The 19627-nt window shown below is 72.3% G+C and carries 12 protein-coding genes; 5 read left to right on the forward strand and 7 right to left on the reverse strand.

What is annotated here, in order from left to right; all coding sequences use genetic code 11:
* Positions 1–56: 56 nt before the first annotated feature.
* Positions 57–323, reverse strand: a complete 267-nt coding sequence (locus BJ965_RS40460; protein WP_030837609.1) for an Rv3235 family protein — start codon at positions 321–323, stop codon at positions 57–59.
* Between the two features lie 1196 nt (positions 324–1519).
* On the opposite strand from BJ965_RS40460, the gene BJ965_RS23470 reads away from it, so the two are divergent.
* The 3 genes from BJ965_RS23470 (at position 1520) to BJ965_RS23480 (ending at position 8181) form a co-directional block, all read left to right on the forward strand.
* Complete coding sequence (locus tag BJ965_RS23470; protein ID WP_184910474.1) at positions 1520–2035, forward strand: DUF6912 family protein; 516 nt, start codon at positions 1520–1522, stop codon at positions 2033–2035.
* Positions 2036–2104: 69 nt separating this feature from the next.
* Positions 2105–2770, forward strand: coding sequence for an HAD family hydrolase (locus BJ965_RS23475; protein WP_184910476.1), 666 nt, complete (start codon positions 2105–2107; stop codon positions 2768–2770).
* 458 nt (positions 2771–3228) lie between these two features.
* A complete protein-coding gene (locus BJ965_RS23480) occupies positions 3229–8181 on the forward strand; it encodes an NAD-glutamate dehydrogenase (RefSeq protein ID WP_184910478.1) in 4953 nt (1650 codons plus the stop codon).
* A 187-nt stretch (positions 8182–8368) separates the two neighbouring features.
* Here the strand turns inward: BJ965_RS23480 and BJ965_RS23485 are convergent, their stop codons facing one another.
* The 4 genes from BJ965_RS23485 to BJ965_RS23500 all read right to left on the reverse strand — a co-directional run bounded on the left by BJ965_RS23485 (position 8369) and on the right by BJ965_RS23500 (position 14119).
* Positions 8369–10015 carry a glycosyltransferase family 2 protein gene (locus BJ965_RS23485; protein ID WP_184910480.1) on the reverse strand — a complete coding sequence of 549 codons (1647 nt, stop codon included), beginning with the start codon at positions 10013–10015 and terminating at the stop codon, positions 8369–8371.
* Positions 10012–12216 carry a CDP-glycerol glycerophosphotransferase family protein gene (locus tag BJ965_RS23490; protein WP_184910482.1) on the reverse strand — a complete coding sequence of 735 codons (2205 nt, stop codon included), beginning with the start codon at positions 12214–12216 and terminating at the stop codon, positions 10012–10014. Before BJ965_RS23490 ends, BJ965_RS23485 begins: the two co-directional genes overlap by 4 nt.
* A 159-nt stretch (positions 12217–12375) precedes the next feature.
* A complete protein-coding gene (locus BJ965_RS23495; RefSeq protein WP_184910484.1) occupies positions 12376–13206 on the reverse strand; it encodes an ABC transporter ATP-binding protein in 831 nt (276 codons plus the stop codon).
* Entirely contained in the window at positions 13199–14119 is a 921-nt protein-coding gene (locus BJ965_RS23500; RefSeq protein ID WP_184910486.1) for an ABC transporter permease, read from the reverse strand. The genes BJ965_RS23495 and BJ965_RS23500 overlap by 8 nt, the downstream gene beginning before the upstream one ends.
* A 185-nt stretch (positions 14120–14304) precedes the next feature.
* Here BJ965_RS23500 and BJ965_RS23505 point away from each other — a divergent pair, with 185 nt between their 5' ends.
* Positions 14305–14931 carry a TetR/AcrR family transcriptional regulator gene (locus tag BJ965_RS23505; RefSeq protein ID WP_184910488.1) on the forward strand — a complete coding sequence of 209 codons (627 nt, stop codon included), beginning with the start codon at positions 14305–14307 and terminating at the stop codon, positions 14929–14931.
* A gap of 53 nt (positions 14932–14984) precedes the next feature.
* On the opposite strand, the gene galE is transcribed toward BJ965_RS23505, so the two are convergent.
* Entirely contained in the window at positions 14985–15965 is a 981-nt protein-coding gene (gene galE, locus BJ965_RS23510; RefSeq protein ID WP_184910490.1) for a UDP-glucose 4-epimerase GalE, read from the reverse strand.
* Positions 15966–16043: 78 nt separating this feature from the next.
* Entirely contained in the window at positions 16044–17834 is a 1791-nt protein-coding gene (locus tag BJ965_RS23515; protein ID WP_184910492.1) for a glycosyltransferase family 2 protein, read from the reverse strand.
* Positions 17835–17991: 157 nt separating this feature from the next.
* On the opposite strand from BJ965_RS23515, the gene BJ965_RS23520 reads away from it, so the two are divergent.
* The gene (locus BJ965_RS23520; RefSeq protein WP_184917478.1) at positions 17992–19599 is read left to right on the forward strand and encodes a glycosyltransferase family 39 protein; all 1608 of its coding nucleotides are present in this window, start codon (positions 17992–17994) and stop codon (positions 19597–19599) included.
* Positions 19600–19627 lie beyond the last annotated feature (28 nt).

Genomic DNA, 19627 nt, shown 5'->3' on the forward strand with positions numbered 1-19627 from the left:
TAGCGGCTCGAGGGGCCGGACACCTGAGGGTGTCCGGCCCCTCCGCTTTGCGCGGCTCAGTCGGACTCGGGGCGGGGCGGGCGGGGGCCGAGCTCCACCGCCGTGCAGCGCCAGCGGAGGTCCTGGCCGAGTTCCAGACGGAAGGCCATGGCGCGCAGCCGATCGCCGGCGCCGATGCGTGCGAAGGCCTCGATGGCGCCCGGGCGGGGTTCGTAGTAGCCGATGTCGCGGACGACGGGGCGGGCGCCGCGGGTGCGCAGGGGGCCGCGTTCGGCCAGCCACGCCAGTTCGTCGTAGGCGCGGCCGCGGGTGTGGCGGAGCATCGAGTGGACGGGGCGGTGGCCGCTCAGGACGGCGACGAGGAGGTCGGCGAAGAGGTCGGTCGGCAGGGGCTGGGGGATCGCCGTGTGCCGGGTCCCTTGGGGTGGGACGCGCGAAGCGGCTTCGGTGGAGGCGGAGGCCGCGGCGGTGGCGTCCGTGCGCGGCGCCGGGTGGGTGGTTGTTCCCGCGGCCCTGCGGGCGGCTGTGCGGGTCGCGGAGAGGGACGGCGGGCGAGTGTCCGCGGGACGGGTACGAGAGGCCCTGGCGCGGCCGGAGGCCGGTGGACGGCCGCCCGCAGCCGGAGGCCGGGAACGCCCGCTGCCGGGGGAACGCGGGGGCGCGGCGCCGGCGGCGGCGACGAACGGTGCGGGTCCGGAGCCGACGGGGGTGGGGAGTGCGGGTCCGGTGCCGGCGGGCGTGGGTGGTGCGGCGTTCGCCGGGGTGCGGCGTGGGGTGCTCGCGGGAGCGTGTGGAGTGCTGTGGCTCGGGGCGTCGGGTGCGGTGCCGCCGAGAGCGCCGGATGGGGTGCTCGCGAGTGGGCGGGGTGCTGTGTTGCCGGGGGCGCGGGGTGTGGTGCTCGCAGCCGGTTGGGGTGCTGCGCCGTCCGGGGTGCGGGGTGTCGCGCTGCCGGGGGTGCCGGACGCGGTACTCGCAGGTCGGCGGGGCGCTGCGCTGCTGGGGGTGGTGTTCGCGGACGTGTGGGATGTGGTGCTCACCGGACGGGCTGAGGTGGTGCCGCCGGGGTCGGGTGTGGTGTCGGTGGATGCGCGGGGCGTGGTGCTCGCGGGCGGGTGGGGCGACGGGGGCGTGGTGGGGGCTTGGGTGGTGCGGCGGGTCGGGGGGTGGGTGGTCGGGCGGTGCCGGGTCCTGGTCATGACCTTGTGCATGGGGGTCCCCGTTTCGTGGGCCCGGTGGATACCGGGGAGTAACTTCGGGTCGCTGATCTTGTACGGGGCCGATGGGGACCGCGGCAAGCGAGCGGGGGGCCGCGTCGCGGGCGCCGGAATGTTCACCTATCCGGGTGATATCGGAGGGATGGGGCCCGTAGGTGCGGGGGTGTGCCGGGTGAATTCCGGGCGCGAAGTGGACGCGTCCGGCGTCCCGGGGCGGGACTCGAAAGGGGACGCCCCGCACGTATCCTGAAGGTCCTCCGGAGCTCTCCGGGGCCCTCCGACCACGACCACGAAAGCGGCCAGCCATGCGTGTCTACGTGCCCCTGACCCTCCCCGGTCTCGCCGAGGCGTACAAGACGGGTCAGCTGGGAGCCGATGCGTTCGTCGCCTACGCCGTGACGCCCGGGCTGCGCGAGTGGTACGCCTCCGACGACATCGAGGAACTGGAGTACGCGGCGCTCGGCCGGGCCGCCCTGGCCTCGCTGCGTCTGCTGGCGGCCGAGCCTGCGGCCCCGCGGCGCCGGGTCGTGATCGCCGTCGACGTGGCCGACCGGGCCGCGACCGCGGATCCCGGCCAGGTGCTCGACCCTGCGGAGCCGGGAGAGGTGCGGGTCGCGGGTCCGGTGCCGTTGGGCAAGGCCGCGTCCGTGCACGTCGACGCGGCGGACGCGCAGGCCCGGGTGACGGCGGCCGCCGAGGCCCTGCCGGCGGCGGATCGCGGGGACGACGACGCGCAGTCCGTCGTGGACGGGGCGGAGGACCACGAGCTGCTGTGGTTCGCCACACAGGAGATCGCGAACCTGGTGGGACGCGGGGTCTGAACCGGCCGCGGGGGGCGCGTTGAGGCGCCGTTCTCTTGATTGTCAGTGGAGCCGGGTACGTTTTTGGGCATGGGGATGAAGACGGGCGCGCACATCGTCTGGGACTGGAACGGGACGCTGTTCCACGACATCGACGCGATCATCGGGGCGACGAACGCGGCCTTCGCCGAGCTGGGGCTGGAGCCGCTGACGCTGGAGAAGTACCGGGAGCTGTACTGCGTACCGGTGCCGAAGTTCTACGAGCGGCTGATGGGGCGGCTGCCGACCGAGGCCGAGTGGGAGGCCATGGACGACATCTTCCACCGCTACTACGCCGAGCACCGGACGGCGTGCGGGCTGACGACGGGGGCCGTGGAGCTGCTGGCCGGGTGGCGCTCGGCGGGGCGCAGCCAGTCGATCCTGAGCATGTACGTGCACGAGGAGCTGGTTCCGCTGGTGCGCGGGTTCGGCATCGAGCCCCACTTCATACGGGTCGACGGGCGGACCGGGCCGTCGGGGGGCAGCAAGGCCGAGCACATGGTGCGGCACCTGGCGTCGCTGAGCGACGTGGCGCCGGAGCGGACCGTGGTGATCGGGGACGCGGCGGACGACGCGGTGGCCGCGCTGCACGTGGGGGCCCGGGCCGTGCTGTACACCGGCGGCTCACACAGCCGGGTGAGTCTGGAAACCGTCGGTGTTCCTGTCGTGGACACGCTTGAGGAAGCGGTTGCCGAGGCGGAGCGGCTCGCGGCCTGAGGGGCGCACCTGATCGAAACCCGTAGCGACACTGTGCAGAACGTCAAACTTCCAGGGCTGGTTTTGTACACATACGGCTCATGACGGAGCCCCTGCAAGGAGCGATAGCCTTGGTGGCGTGATCAGCGCGATAGTTCGCGGGGACGTCGTCGTCCCTGCCCTGCGCCCGGAGAGCACGGACGACATCCGTGACCGGGCGGCGGTCGCTGGTCTTCGCGGGCGGGACGTGGCATCGAGGACTCCCGGGACCCCGAGCATCACCAGGATCCGGGCGTCGCAGAGAGCAGCGTCACACCGGTGGAGCAGCTCAAGAATGGCTCAGACACCCCCGCTCATCTCGCCTTGCGGCATAGCGTCGGAACAGACCGGATACCCCGTGTCACGACGTGAGGTCGTAAGCGCAGAGGCCGTACTTCCTTCTACGTCACGCAACGGCGCGCGACAGGAGCCAGAGGACAATGCAGACCAAGCTGGACGAAGCCAAGGCCGAGTTGCTCGAGAGGGCCGCCCGGGTAGCTGAGAACAGCCCGGTCGGGGGGCACCTACCGACCGGGTCGACGGGCGAGGAGACCCCAGACGCCCAGAAGGCCCCGGACCGAGAGACCCTCCTCACGTTCCTCCAGCGCTACTACCTGCACACGGCCCCGGAGGACCTCACCGACCGCGACCCGGTCGATGTCTTCGGAGCTGCCGTATCGCACTACCGGCTGGCCGAGAACCGCCCGCAGGGCACCGCGAACGTGCGGGTGCACACCCCGACGGTGGAAGAGAACGGGTGGACCTGCAGCCACTCCGTGGTCGAGGTCGTCACCGACGACATGCCCTTCCTCGTCGACTCCGTCACCAATGAGCTGACGCGTCAGGGGCGTGGGATCCACGTCGTCATCCACCCCCAGTTCGTCGTGCGGCGCGACGTCACCGGCAAGCTCATCGAGGTGCTGTCGACCCCGGCCACCGGCGACCTTCCGCACGACGCGCACGTCGAGTCCTGGATCCACGTCGAGATGGACCGCGAGACCGACCGGGCCGATCTGAAGCAGATCACCGCCGACCTGCTGCGTGTGCTGTCCGACGCCCGTGAGGCCGTCGAGGACTGGGGCAAGATGCGCGAGGCGGCGATCCGGCTGGCGGAGGGGCTGCCGGACGAGTCCATCCCCGCCGACCTGCCCGGACCTCAGGTCGAGGAGGCCCGCGAGCTGCTGCGCTGGCTCGCCGACGACCACTTCACCTTCCTCGGCTACCGCGAGTACCAGCTGCGCGACGACGACTCGCTGGCCGCCGTGCCCGGCACCGGGCTCGGCATACTGCGCGCGGACCCGCAGCACGCCGATGAGGAGAGCCACCCGGTCAGCCCGTCGTTCGAGCGGCTGCCCGCCGACGCCCGGGCCAAGGCGCGCGAGCACAAGCTGCTCGTGCTGACCAAGGCGAACAGCCGGGCGACCGTGCACCGGCCGTCGTACCTGGACTACATCGGCGTCAAGAAGTTCGACGCCGACGGCAACGTCATCGGAGAGCGCCGCTTCCTCGGGCTGTTCTCCTCCGCCGCCTACACCGAGTCCGTGCGCCGGGTCCCGGTCATCCGGCGCAAGGTCGAGGAGGTCCTGGAGAGCGCCGGGTTCTCGCCCAACAGCCACGACGGCCGCGACCTGACGCAGATCCTGGAGACGTACCCGCGCGACGAGCTCTTCCAGACCCCGGCCGACGAGCTGCGGGCCATCGTCACCTCCGTCCTCTACCTCCAGGAGCGCAGGCGCCTCAGGCTCTACCTGCGCCAGGACGAGTACGGGCGCTACTACTCCGCCCTCGTCTACCTCCCGCGCGACCGCTACACCACGGCCGTACGCCTCAGGATCATCGAGATCCTCAAGGAGGAACTGGGCGGCATCAGCGTCGACTTCACGGCCTGGAACACCGAGTCGATCCTGTCCCGGCTGCACTTCGTGGTGCGCGTCCCGCAGGGCACCGAACTGCCGGAGCTGTCCGACTCCGACAAGGAGCGCATCGAGGCCCGGCTGGTGGAGGCCGCCCGCTCCTGGGAGGACGCCTTCGCCGAGGCGCTCAACGCCGAGCTCGGCGAGGAGCACGCGGCCGAGGCGATGCGCCGGTACGCGCACGCCTTCCCCGAGGGCTACAAGGCCGACCACAACCCGCGGGCCGCGGTAGCCGACCTCGTCCACCTCGAGCAGCTCAACGCCGAGGAGGGCGAGGACTTCGCGCTCAGCCTGTACGAGCCGGTGGGCGCCGCCCCCGAGGAGCGCCGCTTCAAGATCTACCGCACGGGCGACGCGATCTCCCTCTCGGCCGTCCTGCCGGTCCTCAACCGGCTCGGTGTCGAGGTCGTCGACGAGCGGCCGTACGAACTGCGCTGCTCGGACCGCAGCGTGGCCTGGATCTACGACTTCGGTCTGCGCATGCCCCGCGCGAACGGCGGCGGGGACCACTTCGGCGACGATGCCCGCGAGCGCTTCCAGGACGCCTTCGCCGCCACCTGGACCGGCAAGGCCGAGAACGACGGCTTCAACGCCCTCGTCCTGAGCGCCGGGCTGACCTGGCGCCAGGCCGTGGTGCTGCGCGCGTACGCCAAGTACCTGCGCCAGGCGGCGTCGACGTTCAGCCAGGACTACATGGAGGACACCCTCCGCAACAACGTCCACACCACCCGCCTGCTCGTCTCCCTGTTCGAGGCGCGGATGTCGCCCGACCGGCAGCGCGCGGGGTACGAGATCGTGGACGCGCTGCTGGAGGAGGTCGACGCGGCCCTCGACCAGGTGGCCTCGCTCGACGAGGACCGGATCCTCAGGTCCTTCCTGACGGTCATCAAGGCGACGCTGCGGACCAACTTCTTCCAGGAGGCCGCGGGCGGCAGGCCGCACGACTACGTCTCCATGAAGTTCGACCCGCAGGCCATCCCCGACCTGCCGGCGCCCCGCCCGGCGTTCGAGATCTGGGTGTACTCGCCGCGTGTCGAGGGTGTGCACCTGCGCTTCGGCAAGGTCGCACGTGGTGGCCTGCGCTGGTCCGACCGGCGTGAGGACTTCCGCACCGAGATCCTCGGCCTGGTCAAGGCGCAGATGGTGAAGAACACCGTCATCGTGCCGGTCGGCGCCAAGGGCGGGTTCGTCGCCAAGCAGCTGCCCGACCCGTCCGTGGACCGGGACGCGTGGCTCGCCGAAGGTGTCGCCAGCTACAAGACGTTCATCTCGGCGCTGCTCGACATCACCGACAACATGGTCGCCGGCGAGGTCGTGCCCCCGGCGGACGTCGTCCGGCACGACGAGGACGACACCTACCTCGTCGTCGCCGCCGACAAGGGCACCGCGACCTTCTCCGACATCGCCAACGGGGTCGCCGAGAACTACAACTTCTGGCTCGGTGACGCCTTCGCCTCCGGCGGCTCCGCCGGCTACGACCACAAGGGCATGGGCATCACCGCCCGCGGTGCCTGGGAGTCCGTCAAGCGGCACTTCCGCGACATGGGCGTGGACTGCCAGACCGAGGACTTCACGGTCGTCGGCATCGGCGACATGTCCGGTGACGTGTTCGGCAACGGCATGCTGCTCTCCGAGCACATCCGCCTGGTGGCCGCCTTCGACCACCGGCACATCTTCATCGACCCGAACCCGGACGCCGCCACCTCCTACGCCGAGCGCCGCCGCCTGTTCGAGCTGCCCCGCTCCAGCTGGGAGGACTACAACACGGAGCTGCTGTCGGCCGGCGGCGGCATCTTCCCGCGCACGGCCAAGGCGATCCCGGTCAACGCGCACATCCGCGAGGCCCTCGGCATCGAGGCCAAGGTCACCAAGCTGACCCCGGCCGACCTGATGAAGGCGATCCTGCACGCACCGGTGGACCTGCTGTGGAACGGCGGCATCGGCACGTACGTCAAGTCCTCCACCGAGTCCAACGCGGACGTCGGCGACAAGGCCAACGACGCCATCCGGGTCGACGGCAAGGACCTGCGCGTCGCCGTCGTCGGCGAGGGCGGCAACCTCGGCCTGACCCAGCTCGGCCGGATCGAGTTCGCGCTGCACGGCGGCCGGATCAACACCGACGCCATCGACAACAGCGCCGGTGTGGACACCTCCGACCACGAGGTGAACATCAAGATCCTCCTCAACGGCCTGGTCCGGGACGGCGACATGACCGTCAAGCAGCGCAACAAGCTGCTCGCCGAGATGACCGACGAGGTCGGCCGCCTGGTGCTGCGCAACAACTACGCGCAGAACACGGCGATCGCCAACGCCCTCGCCCAGTCCAGCGCCATGCTCCATGCCCAGCAGCGCTTCATGAAGCACCTGGTCAGGGAGGGTCACCTCGACCGGGCGCTGGAGTTCCTGCCCACCGACCGGCAGATCCGCGAGCGGCTCGCCCAGGGGCACGGCCTGACCGGCCCGGAGACGGCCGTGCTGCTGGCGTACACGAAGATCACGGTCGCCGAGGAGCTGCTGCACACCTCGCTGCCGGACGACCCGTACCTGAGCACCCTGCTGCACGCGTACTTCCCGACCGAGCTGCGCGAGCAGTTCCCCGAGCACCTCGTCAGCCACCCGCTGCGCCGTGAGATCACCACGACCGTGCTGGTCAACGACACGGTGAACACGGGCGGTACGACGTATCTGCACCGGCTGCGCGAGGAGACCGGCGCGTCGCTGGAGGAGATCGTGCGGGCGCAGACCGCGGCCCGGGCGATCTTCCGCCAGTCCCCGGTGTGGGACGGGGTCGAGGCGCTCGACAACAAGGTCGAGGCCGAGGTCCAGACCCGCATCCGGCTGCACGCGCGCCGCCTGGTGGAGCGCGGCACGCGCTGGCTGCTCAACAACCGGCCGCAGCCGCTGGAGCTCGCCGGGACGGTCGACTTCTTCGCCGAACGCGTCGAGCAGGTCTGGGGTGAGCTGCCGAAGCTGCTGCGAGGCGCCGACCTGGAGTGGTACCAGAAGATCTACGACGAGCTGACGGGCGCCGGTGTCCCGGCCGAACTGGCCACCCGGGTGGCGGGCTTCTCCTCGGCCTTCCCGACGCTGGACATCGTCTCGATCGCCGACCGCATGGGCCGGGAGCCGCTGGACGTCGCCGAGGTCTACTACGACCTCGCCGACCGGCTGCGCATCACCCAGCTCATGGACCGGATCATCGAGCTGCCCCGCGCCGACCGCTGGCAGTCCATGGCCCGCGCGGCGATCCGCGAGGACCTGTACGCGGCGCACGCGGCGCTGACGGCGGACGTTCTGGCGGTGGGCAACGGCACCTCGACGCCCGAGCAGCGCTTCAAGGCGTGGGAGCAGAAGAATGCGGCGATCCTGGGCCGGGCCCGCACCACCCTGGAGGACATCCAGAGCTCCGACTCGTTCGACCTCGCCAACCTGTCGGTGGCGATGCGCACGATGAGGACGCTGCTGCGCACGCACTCGTAGGCACAGCACGTACGGCGTGACAGGCGCCCCGGGCCGGCTCCGGCCCGGGGCGCCTGTTCTCGGGGTGCTCGTTCGGGGGGTGTCTACCGAGACCGGGCGGCGCGGACCCGGCGCCAGATCATGCCGTTCTGCGTCGTCGGCGGCCTCGGCATCGCCGGACCGGCCGTCGTCGCCGCGGGCAGGTCGTCTACTTCAGGGCGCTCGCCAGCAGGCGTGCTGCCCTTTTCACCCTCGGGCGGGCCAGCTTGCGGGCCGTCGGGCGGATCAGCTTCGCCGTCACTCCCACCGGTTCCCAGCGCACCTGGAGGCGGCCCGGGGCATGGCCCTCCGGCTCCACCGTCAGGTGGTGGGACGGGACGCGGGTCGTCAGGGCCGGGAAGGTCAGGGGGGCCAGCAGCAGGCCCGTGTGGGAGAGGCGCTGGTGCTGGAGGCGGAGCAGCGGGTGGCGGATTCCCGCGAAGCCGTGGAGGGGGAGCGAGGCCGCCGCGAGGTCCAGGTGGGCGTGGCCCTCGAAGAGGCCGGGGCGCACGGGGGAGAGACGGAAGTGGACGCGCAGGCGGCGGCCGCCCGGGGCGATGAGGAGCGTCGCCCGTTGCGGGCCCACGGGGAGGCGCAAAGCGGGGTCGTAGGTGCGGATCGCGAGGTCGATCGAGGCGCCCGGGCCCCGGGTGATCTCCGTGATCTCGTGGCGGAACTGGGCGCTCGGGAAGGGGCGGGTCTCCAACTCCAGGTCGGAGATGTCCAGTTCACGGCGTGACCAGTCCGAATCGGGGACCCGGTCCCCCCAGTAGGTGCGGCCTTGCGCGTCGGTGGTCACACGCCTCGGGCCGACGCCGTGGCCGAGGCCCCGGGCGGCCAGGCGGGCCTCCGGCAGGCGGCGGTCGCGGATCAGCTGGACGACGACGCGTTCGGCACGCGGAAGTCGCGCGAACGCCCCCGGCGTGAGGGTGTCGAGGTAGGGGGTGACGATGTCCGCGAAGGACGTCAGCCAGGCGTCGTCCCGGTAGGGCAGGTCACCGGCGTACATCCGGAGGTCGTGCTTGAGGAACTTGTGGTCCTTGTCCTCGCGCAGCGCCTCGTGTCCGCTCCCGGCCAGGAACGCGTCGATGAGGTGCTGGACGTGGACCCGGTCCCGGACGTTGGCGAGCTTGTGCCGCTGGTTGGATATCGAGGCCGTCTCGGAGGCCGCGAAGGGCGCCACGTACCAGCGGTAGACCGGCTCCGGGATGATCGTGAAGGTCTTGGCCAGGCAGTACGCCTGCGCCGAGAACAACTGGTCCTCGTAGTGGATGCCCTCGGGGAAGCGCAGGTCGTGCCGGTCGAGGAAGGCGCGGGCGTACATCTTGCTGGTGGACAGGTGCTCGAAGAACAGACGCGGGTCGGCCTCGATGCCGTCGAGGGTGCGGCGCTCGGCGACCAGGTGCGGCATCCACGTCGAGCGGCGGCCGTTGTCCACGCGGACCCGCTGCACCGCCCCCATCGCGAAGTCGATCTCGCGTTCGCGGTGCGCGGCGAGCAGCAGTTCCACGGCGTTGTCGGGGAGTTCGTCGTCGCTGTCGAGGAACATCAGGAACGGCGCACGCGCGATCTGCAGAGCCCGGTTGCGCGGGGCGCTGCAGCCGCCGCTGTTCCGCTCCAGGCGCAGGTGGCGGATGCGGGGGTCCTGGGCCGCGAGTCGCTGTGCCACGGCCGGGGTCGCGTCCGTGGAGTGGTCGTCGCTGATGACGATCTCGAGGTTGGCGTGGGTCTGGCGGCGGACCGATTCGACCGCGCGGGTGAGCCGTTCGGCGTCGTTGTAGACGATGACCGTCACGGTGACGTCGGGGGTGCTCATGCGGTCGCCTCCTGCGGGGTCGGGGCCGGGGTGCGTTCCTCGATCGGCAGCACGGGCGGCAGGTCCCGTCCGTCCTGGCCGAGGAAGACCCGGCGGACGACGCGTTCGGCGGCGCGTCCGTCGTCGTACTCGCAGAACCGGCGCCGGAAGACGGCCCGGGTCTTCGCCGCGCCCTCGTCGCGCCAGGCCTCGGTGGTGAGGATCTCCGTCAGCTCCTGCTGGGTGCGGGCGACCGGGCCCGGGGCCTCCGCCATCAGGTCGAAGTAGACGCCGCGGGTCGTGCGGTACGTCTCCCAGTCGTCGGCGTGGATCACGATCGGCCGGTCGAGGTTGGCGTAGTCGAACATGATCGAGGAGTAGTCCGTGACCAGGACGTCCGCCGCCAGGCACAGTTCCTCGACCGGGTCGTAGGAGGAGACGTCGATGATCCGGCCGGTGCGGCGCAGGTTCGTGAGCGGGGAGGCGGCGCCGCCGTAGAAGTAGTGGCCGCGCACGAGCAGGACCGTGTCCTCGCCCAGGCGGTCGGAGAGGGCGGCGAGGTCCAGGCGCGGGGTCCAGCCGGCCTCGTAGTCGCGGTGGGTGGGCGCGTAGAGGACGGCGCGGCGGCCCGGGGCGATGCCGAGGCGGTCGCGGACCGCGCGGATGTCGCCGGCTCCGGCCGTGTAGTACACGTCGTTGCGCGGATAGCCGTGGTCCAGGGAGACGTAGCGCGACGGGTACGCCCGCTCCCACATGCGGGTGGTGTGGCTGTTGGCCGAGATGCTGAAGTCCCACCGGTCGATGCGCTCCAGCAGCGCCTGGAAGTCCAGGCCCTGCGCGGCGGCGGGGAACGCCATCTGGTCGATGCCCATGCGTTTCAGGGGCGTGCCGTGGTGGGTCTGGACGTGGATCGCGTCCGGGCGTTTGACCACCGCGTTCGGGAAGTTGACGTTGTTGACGAGGTATTTGGCGGTGGCCAGCACGTCCCAGTAGCGGCGGCTGCCGGGGACGACGTGGTCGGTGCCGGGCGGCAGGAGGGCCGCGTTCTCCTCGGTGACGACCCACACCGCGTGGATCTGCGGGGCCAGTTCGGCGAGCTTGGCTGCGATCGCGGCGGGGTTGCAGGCGACGCCGCGGTTCCAGTACGCGGAGAACACCGCGAGATGCGGATTGACGGGGTGGCCGAGCGCCCTGCGGTACTGGTGGTCGCGGAGCTTCGCGCCGGCCTGGCGCTTCCGGGTCCGCAGGGCCGACTTGGCGCTGCGGCGGGTGCGGTTGACGGCCTGGAAGGCGCGGTACTTCGCGTAGGCGCCCTCCTCCAGCAGGGAGCGGCGGACGCCTTCGAGCCCGGCCGGGCGGCGGTAGCCCTCGGGGCGGCGGCGCAGGGCGGCCAGGGACGCCCGGCGGAAGAACTCCCGCGCGACCTCCTCCGGCATGCCGCCGCGCGCGAAGGTGCGCAGACAGTCGCGAACCATGAGGTCGTAGAGCACGGTGTGCGCGGCGCGCCGATCCCGGGTGAGGTCGAGGAGCGACTCGTAGCGCTCGACGAGGCCGTAGCGCTGCTCGGGCGTGACCGGGGGCAGGCTCGCGGGGCGCAGCCGGCGGTTCTCGTAGGCGACGTGCGGCAGGCAGGCGACGCGGCCGGCGAGCAACAGGGCGGCCAGGGCGGCGTACGGCTCGTCCTCGGCGCTGAGCCGCGCCTCGTGCGCCCGCCAGAAGTCCGCGCGCAGCACGCGGGTGCCGAGCAGCGGGGTCAGCCGCAGCAACGGGGCGCAGTCGTCGAGGGCGACGTCGGCGCGGCCCGCCCGGGCGAGGATCGGGCCGTCCGGGGAGGGCATGCCGGAGGTGTGCCAGGTGCTGCGGACGTGGTCAAGGAGGAGGACATCGACCTCGTCGGGGAGTTCGGCGACCCGTTCGGCGACCGTGCGCGGGGTGCCGGCGGGCAGGCCGTCCTTGGCGTGGACGAAGTGCAGCCAGCGGCCGGAGGCCCGGGCCGCGCCCGCCGCCCGGGCCGCCGCGTCGCCCGTGCCGTCCGGCAGCGGCACTACGTCGACCGTGCCGCCGTCCGGGGCGTGCCGCTCGGCCGTCTCCCGGGCCCAGTCGCCGACCGCCGCCACGATCACCTCGGCGTCCGGCAGGGAGTGGGCGGCGAGGGAGTCGAGGAGTTCCGTCAGGTGGTCCTGAACGTTCGGCCCGTGGACGACGACACTGAGCTCGGCCATCACGGGGACCCCCTCTCACAGCTGCACCGTATGCGGTCATGCTGCCATCAATAAGACAAAAGGGCCGACCGGGTGGGCCTCACGAGGGAACGGCGGCCTTCACGAGGGGGCGGCGGCCTTCACGAGGGGGTGGCGGCCTTCACGTGGGAACGGCGGCCCTCACGAGGGGACGGCGGCCTTCGGCTTGGGTTTCGGCTTCGGCGTCTTGTCACCGGTGAACGCCTCGTACTCCTTGAGCACGTCCTCCGTCGGCCCGTCCATGCGCAGCTCGCCGCGCTCCAGCCACAGCACCCGGTCGCAGGTGTCGCGGATCGACTTGTTGTTGTGGCTGACCAGGAACACCGTGCCCGCGTGCTTGCGCAGCTCGCGGATGCGCTGCTCGGAGCGCTTCTGGAAGGAGCGGTCGCCGGTGGCCAGCGCCTCGTCGATCAGCAGGACGTCGTGGTCCTTGGCGGCGGCGATGGAGAACCGCAGCCGGGCGGCCATGCCGGAGGAGTACGTGCGCATCGGCAGCGTGATGAAGTCGCCCTTCTCGTTGATGCCCGAGAAGTCGACGATCTCCTGGTAGCGGTCCTTGATCTGTTCCCGGGACATGCCCATGGCCAGTCCGCCGAGGTGCACGTTGCGCTCGCCGGTCAGGTCGTTCATCAGGGCGGCGTTGACGCCGAGCAGGGAGGGCTGGCCGTCGGTGTGGATGCGGCCGTTCTCCACGGGCAGGAGCCCGGCGACGGCCTTCAGCAGGGTCGATTTGCCGGAGCCGTTGGTGCCGATCAGGCCGATCGCCTCGCCCCGGTAGGCGACGAAGGACACGTTCTTCACCGCGTGCACCCGGCGCACGCCCGATGCCTTCTCGGTCCGCTTGCGGCGCACGATGCGGTTGAGGGCGGCGGTCGCGGAGCCGCGCCCGGCTCCGGTGCCGTTGACGCGGTAGACGATGTCGACGCCGTCGGCGACGACGGTGGGAATCTTCTCGTTCGGGTGCTCAGCCACGGCCGTACGTCTCCTCAGCCTTCCAGAAGTAGATGAAGCCGCCGACGCCGGCGACCAGTGCCCAGCCGGCGGCGAGCGCCCACACGTGGGCGGGGAGCTGGCTCGCGTGGAAGCTGTCGATCAGGGCGAAGCGCATCAGGTCGATGTAGACGGCGGCCGGGTTGGCCGCCAGCGCGATCTTCACCGCGTGGGGCAGGCTGTCGTTCTCCGCCAGCTTGTCGATGCTCCACATGACACCCGAGACGTACATCCAGGTGCGCAGCACGAACGGCATCAGCTGGGCGATGTCGGGGGTCTTGGCACCCATCCGGGCCATGATCATGGAGACGCCCGCGTTGAACGTGAACTGCAGGAACAGGGCCGGCAGCGCCAGCAGCCAGGACACGCCGACCGGCACGCCGAAGCAGAGCAGGATGACGACGAGCGCGCCCATCGAGAACAGCAGCTGCTGGAGCTGCTGGAGGCAGAAGGAGATCGGCAGCGCGGCGCGCGGGAAGTGCAGGGCGCGCACCAGGCCGAGGTTGCCGGAGATGGCGCGGGTGCCCGCCATGATCGAGCTCTGCGTGAACGTCCAGATGAACACGCCCGTCACCAGGAACGGGATGTAGTCCGGCACGCCGTGCTTGGTGCCGAGCAGCACGCCGAAGATGAAGTAGTAGACCGCCGCGTTCAGCAGCGGGGTCATCACCTGCCAGACCTGGCCGAGCTTCGCCTGGCTGTACTGGGCGGTGAGCTTGGCGGTGGCGAACGCGGTGATGAAGTGGCGGCGGGCCCACAGCCGGCGGACGTACTCGGGCAGGGAGGGCCGGGCGCCGCTGACCGAGAGGCCGTGGCGGGCGGCGAGGGCCGTGAGGTCGTCGGCGGCCGGGGCCGGGGCCGGGGACTGGGGCGGTGTGTGGAGGACCGTACTCACATCCGCTGCTTTCGCTCGGGGGGTGTGGGACCGGGGAGCCGCGAAGAGCAAGAGGTGGAGTTGGCCATTTACCGGACTCTTCACGGGTTCTTACGTCGGGACGGGACCGTATCGTCGTAACGGGAGCGTACGTCGGGCGAACGTCGGAACGCAACCGTCTCGTCGTGACGCCCTATGCTGTCGGAATGACGACGAAACCCGACGAGCCCCAGCAGCCCCCGCGCCGCCGGGCCCCCGCGGGGGCGGCCGTACTGCGGGAGGACGTGACGGAAGCGATCCGGGCCGCCGTCTTCGAGGAACTCGCGGCCGTCGGGTACGCGCGCATGTCCATCGAGGGGATCGCGCGCCGGGCGGGGGTGGGGAAGACGGCGGTGTACCGCCGCTGGCGCTCGAAGCTGCACCTGGTGCTCGACATCGTCTCGGCGCTCGCCGTACAGGGCCTGCCCGCGCCGGACACCGGCTCCCTGGAGGGCGACCTGCGGCTCCTCTACGAGGTGACGTCCCGCGCCCTGCGCCACCCCGTCGCCTCGCAGATCATCCCCGACCTCCAGGCCGAGGCGGCCCGCAACCCCGAGATCGCCGAGGCCATGCAGAAGGCCCTGCGCGAGGGGCAGGACGGCGTCGCCACCGGCATCGTGACGGCGGCGGAACGCCGTGGGGAGCTGCGCGGGGGCATCGACCACGACCTCGCGCTCGACCTGATCTCCGGCCCGCTGTACTGGCGCTCGGTGGTGATCCGCAACCCGAAGCTGCCGAAGGGGTACCTGGGCTCCCTGGCCCGGGCCACGGCGGAGGCGCTGCGGGCGCTCTGAGGGGCTCCGCCGTCAGGGAGAACGGTCCGGCGAGCGGCCCGGCGACAGGCGGGTCAGCCCCGTCCCGCCTCCGGGTGCAGCCGCAGCCACCCCTGCCACGCGGACGTGATCATGTCCTGCACGTCGAGCCGAGCCTTCCAGCCCAGTTCCGCCGCCGCGCGGTCGGCGGAGGCGACGACGCGGGCCGGGTCGCCCGGGCGGCGGGGGGTGACCGCGGGCGGCCGGTCGTGGCCGGTGACCGCGTTGATGCGGTCGATCATCTCCCGGACGGAGACGCCCTCGCCCCGGCCGATGTTGAGCGTGAGGTCGCGGCCGGGGGAGGAGCGCAGGGCCCGGGCCGCCGCGACATGGGCCTCGGCCAGGTCGACCACGTGGATGTAGTCCCGCACGCAGGTGCCGTCCGGGGTCGGGTAGTCGTCGCCGAAGACACGCGGCGGCGCGTCCTGCGTGAGCTTCTCGAAGACCATGGGCACGAGGTTGAAGACACCGGCGTCCGCGAGTTCCGGGCCCGCCGCCCCCGCCACGTTGAAGTAGCGCAGGGACGCCGTCGACAGTCCGGTGGCCCGGCCCGTGGCGCGAACCAGCCACTCACCGGCCAGCTTGGTCTCGCCGTACGGCGACAGAGGCAGGCACGGAGTCTCCTCCGTGACCAGGTCCACGTCCGGCATGCCGTACACCGCCGCCGAGGAGGAGAAGACGAAGGACGCCACCTTCGCCGCCGTCACGGCGTCCAGCAGGATCCGCAGGCCCTCGACGTTCTCCCGGTAGTAGTGCAACGGCAGTTCGACGGACTCGCCCACCTGCTTCTTCGCCGCGAGGTGGACGACGCCGGTGACCTCGTGGTCCGCGAGGGTGCGGGCGAGCCGCTCAGCGTCCAGGGTCGAGCCCACCACCAGCTCCACCCCGTCGGGCACGCGCTCGGCGATCCCGGTGGACAGGTCGTCGTACACCACCGCCTGTTCGCCCGCCGCGGTCATCGCCCGTACGACGTGCGCGCCGATGTAGCCGGCGCCGCCGGTGATCAACCAGGTCATGTGCGGCCGTCCCCTCGTCAGTTCGCCCGTGGTGGTGCTGTGCGCCGGTCCGTCGTGGTCGGTCGTACTCGCGTGCTCTCAGTGAAGCAGGCGGCGCAGTCGTGTGCGTACGACCGACAGCACCCCGTGTACGCCCGGCGCCACCCGCAGCGCCAGCGCGCCGGAGTGGGTGGTGTACGGCTGGACGAGTACCACGCCGTGCCGGGCGCTCGGGACGGCGCGGCGCCGCAGCAGACCGGCGCCCGTGAGGGCATGCGCCGTGACATCGCGGCTCGCGCCGTCGCGGAAGCGGATGCGAAGGCGCAGATCCCAGGTGCCGACGCCGGGCGCGGCCAGCGCGAGGAGATCGACGGCCGTCTCCGCCGACCAGGTGCCGGTTTCTCCGGTTCCTCCGGCCGGACCGCCTGCACCGGCTGCATCGGCCGACCCGCCTGCACCGCCTGACCCGCCCGCACCGGCTGACCCGCCTGCCCCCGCAGCTTCGTCGGCTCCCTGCATCCCCGCGCACGCCGCGCACGGCGCGAGTGTCAGGCGCGCACCGCGGACCACCACGTCACCGTCGTCCCGGTGCCGCCACTCCACCTCCACCGTCTCCGGCCCCGCCTGCGCCACCCGCCCGTACAGCTCGTGCAGGCGCAACCGCAGCCGGGTGCCCCGCACGCCCGGCCGCAGCTCCGCGTCGACGGCGAGGGGCAGCGCCCGCACCGGCCGGGCCTGGAGCGGCTCCAGGGAGACCTGCGGGATGCCGTCCGACCAGACGGGCGTGCCGTCCGCGGCGCGGGTGTACGGCGGGTACAGGCGGGCCGGGCGGGCCGCCAGCTCCCGCAGCCGGGGCAGGTCGCACGGCTCCGGGGAGGCCAGGACGACCCGCCCGATCAGCCGGCCGGGAGCGGCCGGGTTGCGCGCCCAGTCGTCGGCGTCGTACTCCGCGAGGTGCGCTCGCGTGAGCTCCCACCACGCGCGCCGGTAGGCGGCGTCGCGCAACCCCAGTTCCCGCACGTACATCCGCAGGTCGTGGTCGAGGAACTTGGCGCGCGCGGCCCGCGCGAGTTCCTTCTGCCCGGCGCCCAGCAACACCTCGTACGCCTGCCGGCACGCCTCTGTCCGGGCCCGCCAGTTCTCGACGCCGGACCGGTCCAGGGAGATCGACAGCCGCGCGTCCGACCGGCGCACGTGCCAGACGTACACCCGGTCCGGGATCAGGGCGATGCGGGGCGCCGCGGCCAGGACGCGCGCGGTGAAGACGACGTCCTCGTACGGGAAGCGGCCCTCGGGGAAGCGAATGCCGTGCGCGCGCAGGAAGGCGGTGCGGTAGAGCTTGTTGACGCAGAGCGTGTCGTGGACCAGGCGCGTTCGCTGCGCGGGGCGCGGCACCACGGCGTGCAGCGCGTAGAGGCGCGGCTGCCAGGGGACTTCGCGCCCCGACGGCAGCTCCCGGCGTACGCACAGGCCGCCCGCGACCTCCGCGTGCGCCCCCTCGGCGGCTGCCAGCAGCGCGTCGACGGCGCCGGGCGGCAGGACGTCGTCGCTGTCCAGGAACATCACGTACGGCGAGGTCACCGCGTCGAGCCCGGTGTTGCGCGGGGTGCCGCAGCCGCCGCTGTTGGCCCGGCGGCGGATCACCTTCAGGCGTGATTCCGCGGTGGACAGCCGTTCCAGCAGGCCGGCGCTGCCGTCCCTGGAGCAGTCGTCGACGGCCACCACCTCGCGTACGGCCGGCCCCTGGGCGAGGGCCGAGCGCACGGCGTCCGTGACATGCGCGGCGTCGTCGTAACCGATCACCACGACGGCGACCTCGGCGCGCGGCTTCGCGGTGTGCCTCGCGGTATGCCCCTCGGTATCCCTGGCGATCTCACTCTCGGCATTCATCACGGCGGATCGTAAGCCGGGCGAATGACATGAAAGTGCTAACACACCATCAAACGCCCGCGAACGCTCTCATTCAGCGCAGAATCGGGCCGTGAAGAGCGGACAGTCGAGGGGGAGCGGCCGGTTCGGCGCGGGGGCGCCGCCCGTGGCGGTGCCCATGGCGGTGATGCTCACGATCGGGCTGTGGGGGCTGGACCGCGGCGGCATGTGGGGCGACGAGAGTGTCACCTTCCAGGTCGCGCAGCGCACGGTCCCGCAGATCTGGCGGCTGCTGCACGACGTGGACGCCGTGCACGGCCTGTACTACCTGTTCATGCACGCGGTCCTCACCGTCCACCCGGGCGAGGTCGTGCTGCGCCTGCCGTCGGTGTGCGCGGCGACGGCGACTGCCGGCCTGGTCGCGGCCCTGGGAGTCCGGCTGGCCGGGCCCCGGGTCGGCCTGGGGGCCGGTGTCCTCTACGCGATCACGCCGATGGCCGGCCACTACGCCCAGGAGGGACGGTCGTACGCGCTCGTCGCGGCGGGTGTGGCGGGGGCGACCCTGATGCTGGTGAGGGCCGTGGGCGAGGGGGGCGTGCGGGCCTGGTGGCCGTACGGGACGGTCGTCGGTCTGACCTGTGTGCTGCACGAGCTGGCGGTACCGGTGCTGGGCGCGCACGCGGTGACGCTGGCCCTGCTGCGGGTGCCGAGGAGGGTGTGGTCCGGCTGGGGGCGTGCGGCGGGGGCGGTGGCACTGCTCGTGCTGCCGCTGGTGTGGGTGTCGCAGGGGCAGGCGGGGCAGGTGGCGTGGCTGGTGCCGCCGGGGTGGGACCGGGTCGGGAGGCTGGCCCGGAACTTCTCTCCCGGCCCGGCGGGGCCGGTGTTCTGGGGGGCGCTGCTGCTGATGGCCGTCGGACTCCGGGAACGGCGGACGGCCGCGGTCGCGTTGCCGCTGCTGCTGGTGCCGCCGGGGATCCTCATGACCGTGTCGCAGGTCCGGCCGCTCTACCACGACCGCTACGTGCTCTACGCGCTGGCGGGCGCGTCCCTGCTGGTCGCGGCCGGGGCCGGGCGGGTCGCCCGGGAGCTGGGTCGGGTGCGGTTCGACGGGCGGCGGATGCGGGTCGGCGCCCGGCCGGTGCGGGCCCTGCTGGGCGTCACCGGCGTGCTCGCCCTCACCGTCACCTTCCTGACCCAGCTCCCGGTGCACCGTCAGGACCGTTCCGCCACCCATCGCCCGGACAACCTCGCCGTCGTGTCCGCGCTCGCGGTGCGCCAGATGCGCCCCGGAGACCCGGTGCTGTTCGTGCCGTCGGTCGGCAGGCTCGCCGCGCTGGCCTACCCGAAGGGGTTCCAGCGGGTGCGGGACATCGCGCTGCGGGAGTCCGCGCCCCGCTCCGGGACGCTGTGGGGGCTCGAGGCGACGCCCGGGGAGCTGCGACGGCGACTCGCCTCGGTGGACCGCGTCTGGGTGGTCGCCGAACGGTCCGCCCTAGACCCGCGCCGGAGCCCGCCCGACCCGGTCGAGCGAACCAAACTCGCCGTCCTGGCACAGGAGTTCACCGTCCGTGAGGAGTACGTCCACGAGGAACGCGTCCGCGACGACGTGCTCCTGCGCCTCTACGTCCGCCGTCCCCCCGGAGACACCCCGACGGGTGACGAGCCACCCGGTGAACCGTCCGGCCTCCGGTCGCCCGGCGTGTCCGCCGGCGCCCCGGCTCTCGGCGCCCCGGCCCCGGCCCCCTCGGCCCAGGACCCCCCGTTCGTGGCGCGCCACCCGGCGTGAATCGGCGCTCCGGTTCGCGACGCCCCAC

Origin of the sequence: Streptomyces luteogriseus, from assembly GCF_014205055.1 — a bacterium.
In the GTDB taxonomy this organism is placed as follows: Bacteria; Actinomycetota; Actinomycetes; order Streptomycetales; family Streptomycetaceae; genus Streptomyces; species Streptomyces luteogriseus.

Bases quoted from the DNA above. Each gene is read 5' to 3' on its own strand.
- BJ965_RS23470 (WP_184910474.1), top strand. From the start codon at position 1,520: ATGCGTGTCTACGTGCCCCTGACCCTCCCCGGTCTCGCCGAGGCGTAC.
- BJ965_RS23505 (WP_184910488.1), top strand. From the start codon at position 14,305: ATGACGACGAAACCCGACGAGCCCCAGCAGCCCCCGCGCCGCCGGGCC.
- BJ965_RS40460 (WP_030837609.1), bottom strand. From the start codon at position 323: ATGCTCCGCCACACCCGCGGCCGCGCCTACGACGAACTGGCGTGGCTG.
- BJ965_RS23515 (WP_184910492.1), bottom strand. From the start codon at position 17,834: ATGAATGCCGAGAGTGAGATCGCCAGGGATACCGAGGGGCATACCGCG.
- galE (WP_184910490.1), bottom strand. From the start codon at position 15,965: ATGACCTGGTTGATCACCGGCGGCGCCGGCTACATCGGCGCGCACGTC.
- BJ965_RS23520 (WP_184917478.1), top strand. From the start codon at position 17,992: ATGGCGGTGATGCTCACGATCGGGCTGTGGGGGCTGGACCGCGGCGGC.
- BJ965_RS23480 (WP_184910478.1), top strand. From the start codon at position 3,229: ATGCAGACCAAGCTGGACGAAGCCAAGGCCGAGTTGCTCGAGAGGGCC.
- BJ965_RS23490 (WP_184910482.1), bottom strand. From the start codon at position 12,216: ATGGCCGAGCTCAGTGTCGTCGTCCACGGGCCGAACGTTCAGGACCAC.
- BJ965_RS23475 (WP_184910476.1), top strand. From the start codon at position 2,105: ATGGGGATGAAGACGGGCGCGCACATCGTCTGGGACTGGAACGGGACG.
- BJ965_RS23485 (WP_184910480.1), bottom strand. From the start codon at position 10,015: ATGAGCACCCCCGACGTCACCGTGACGGTCATCGTCTACAACGACGCC.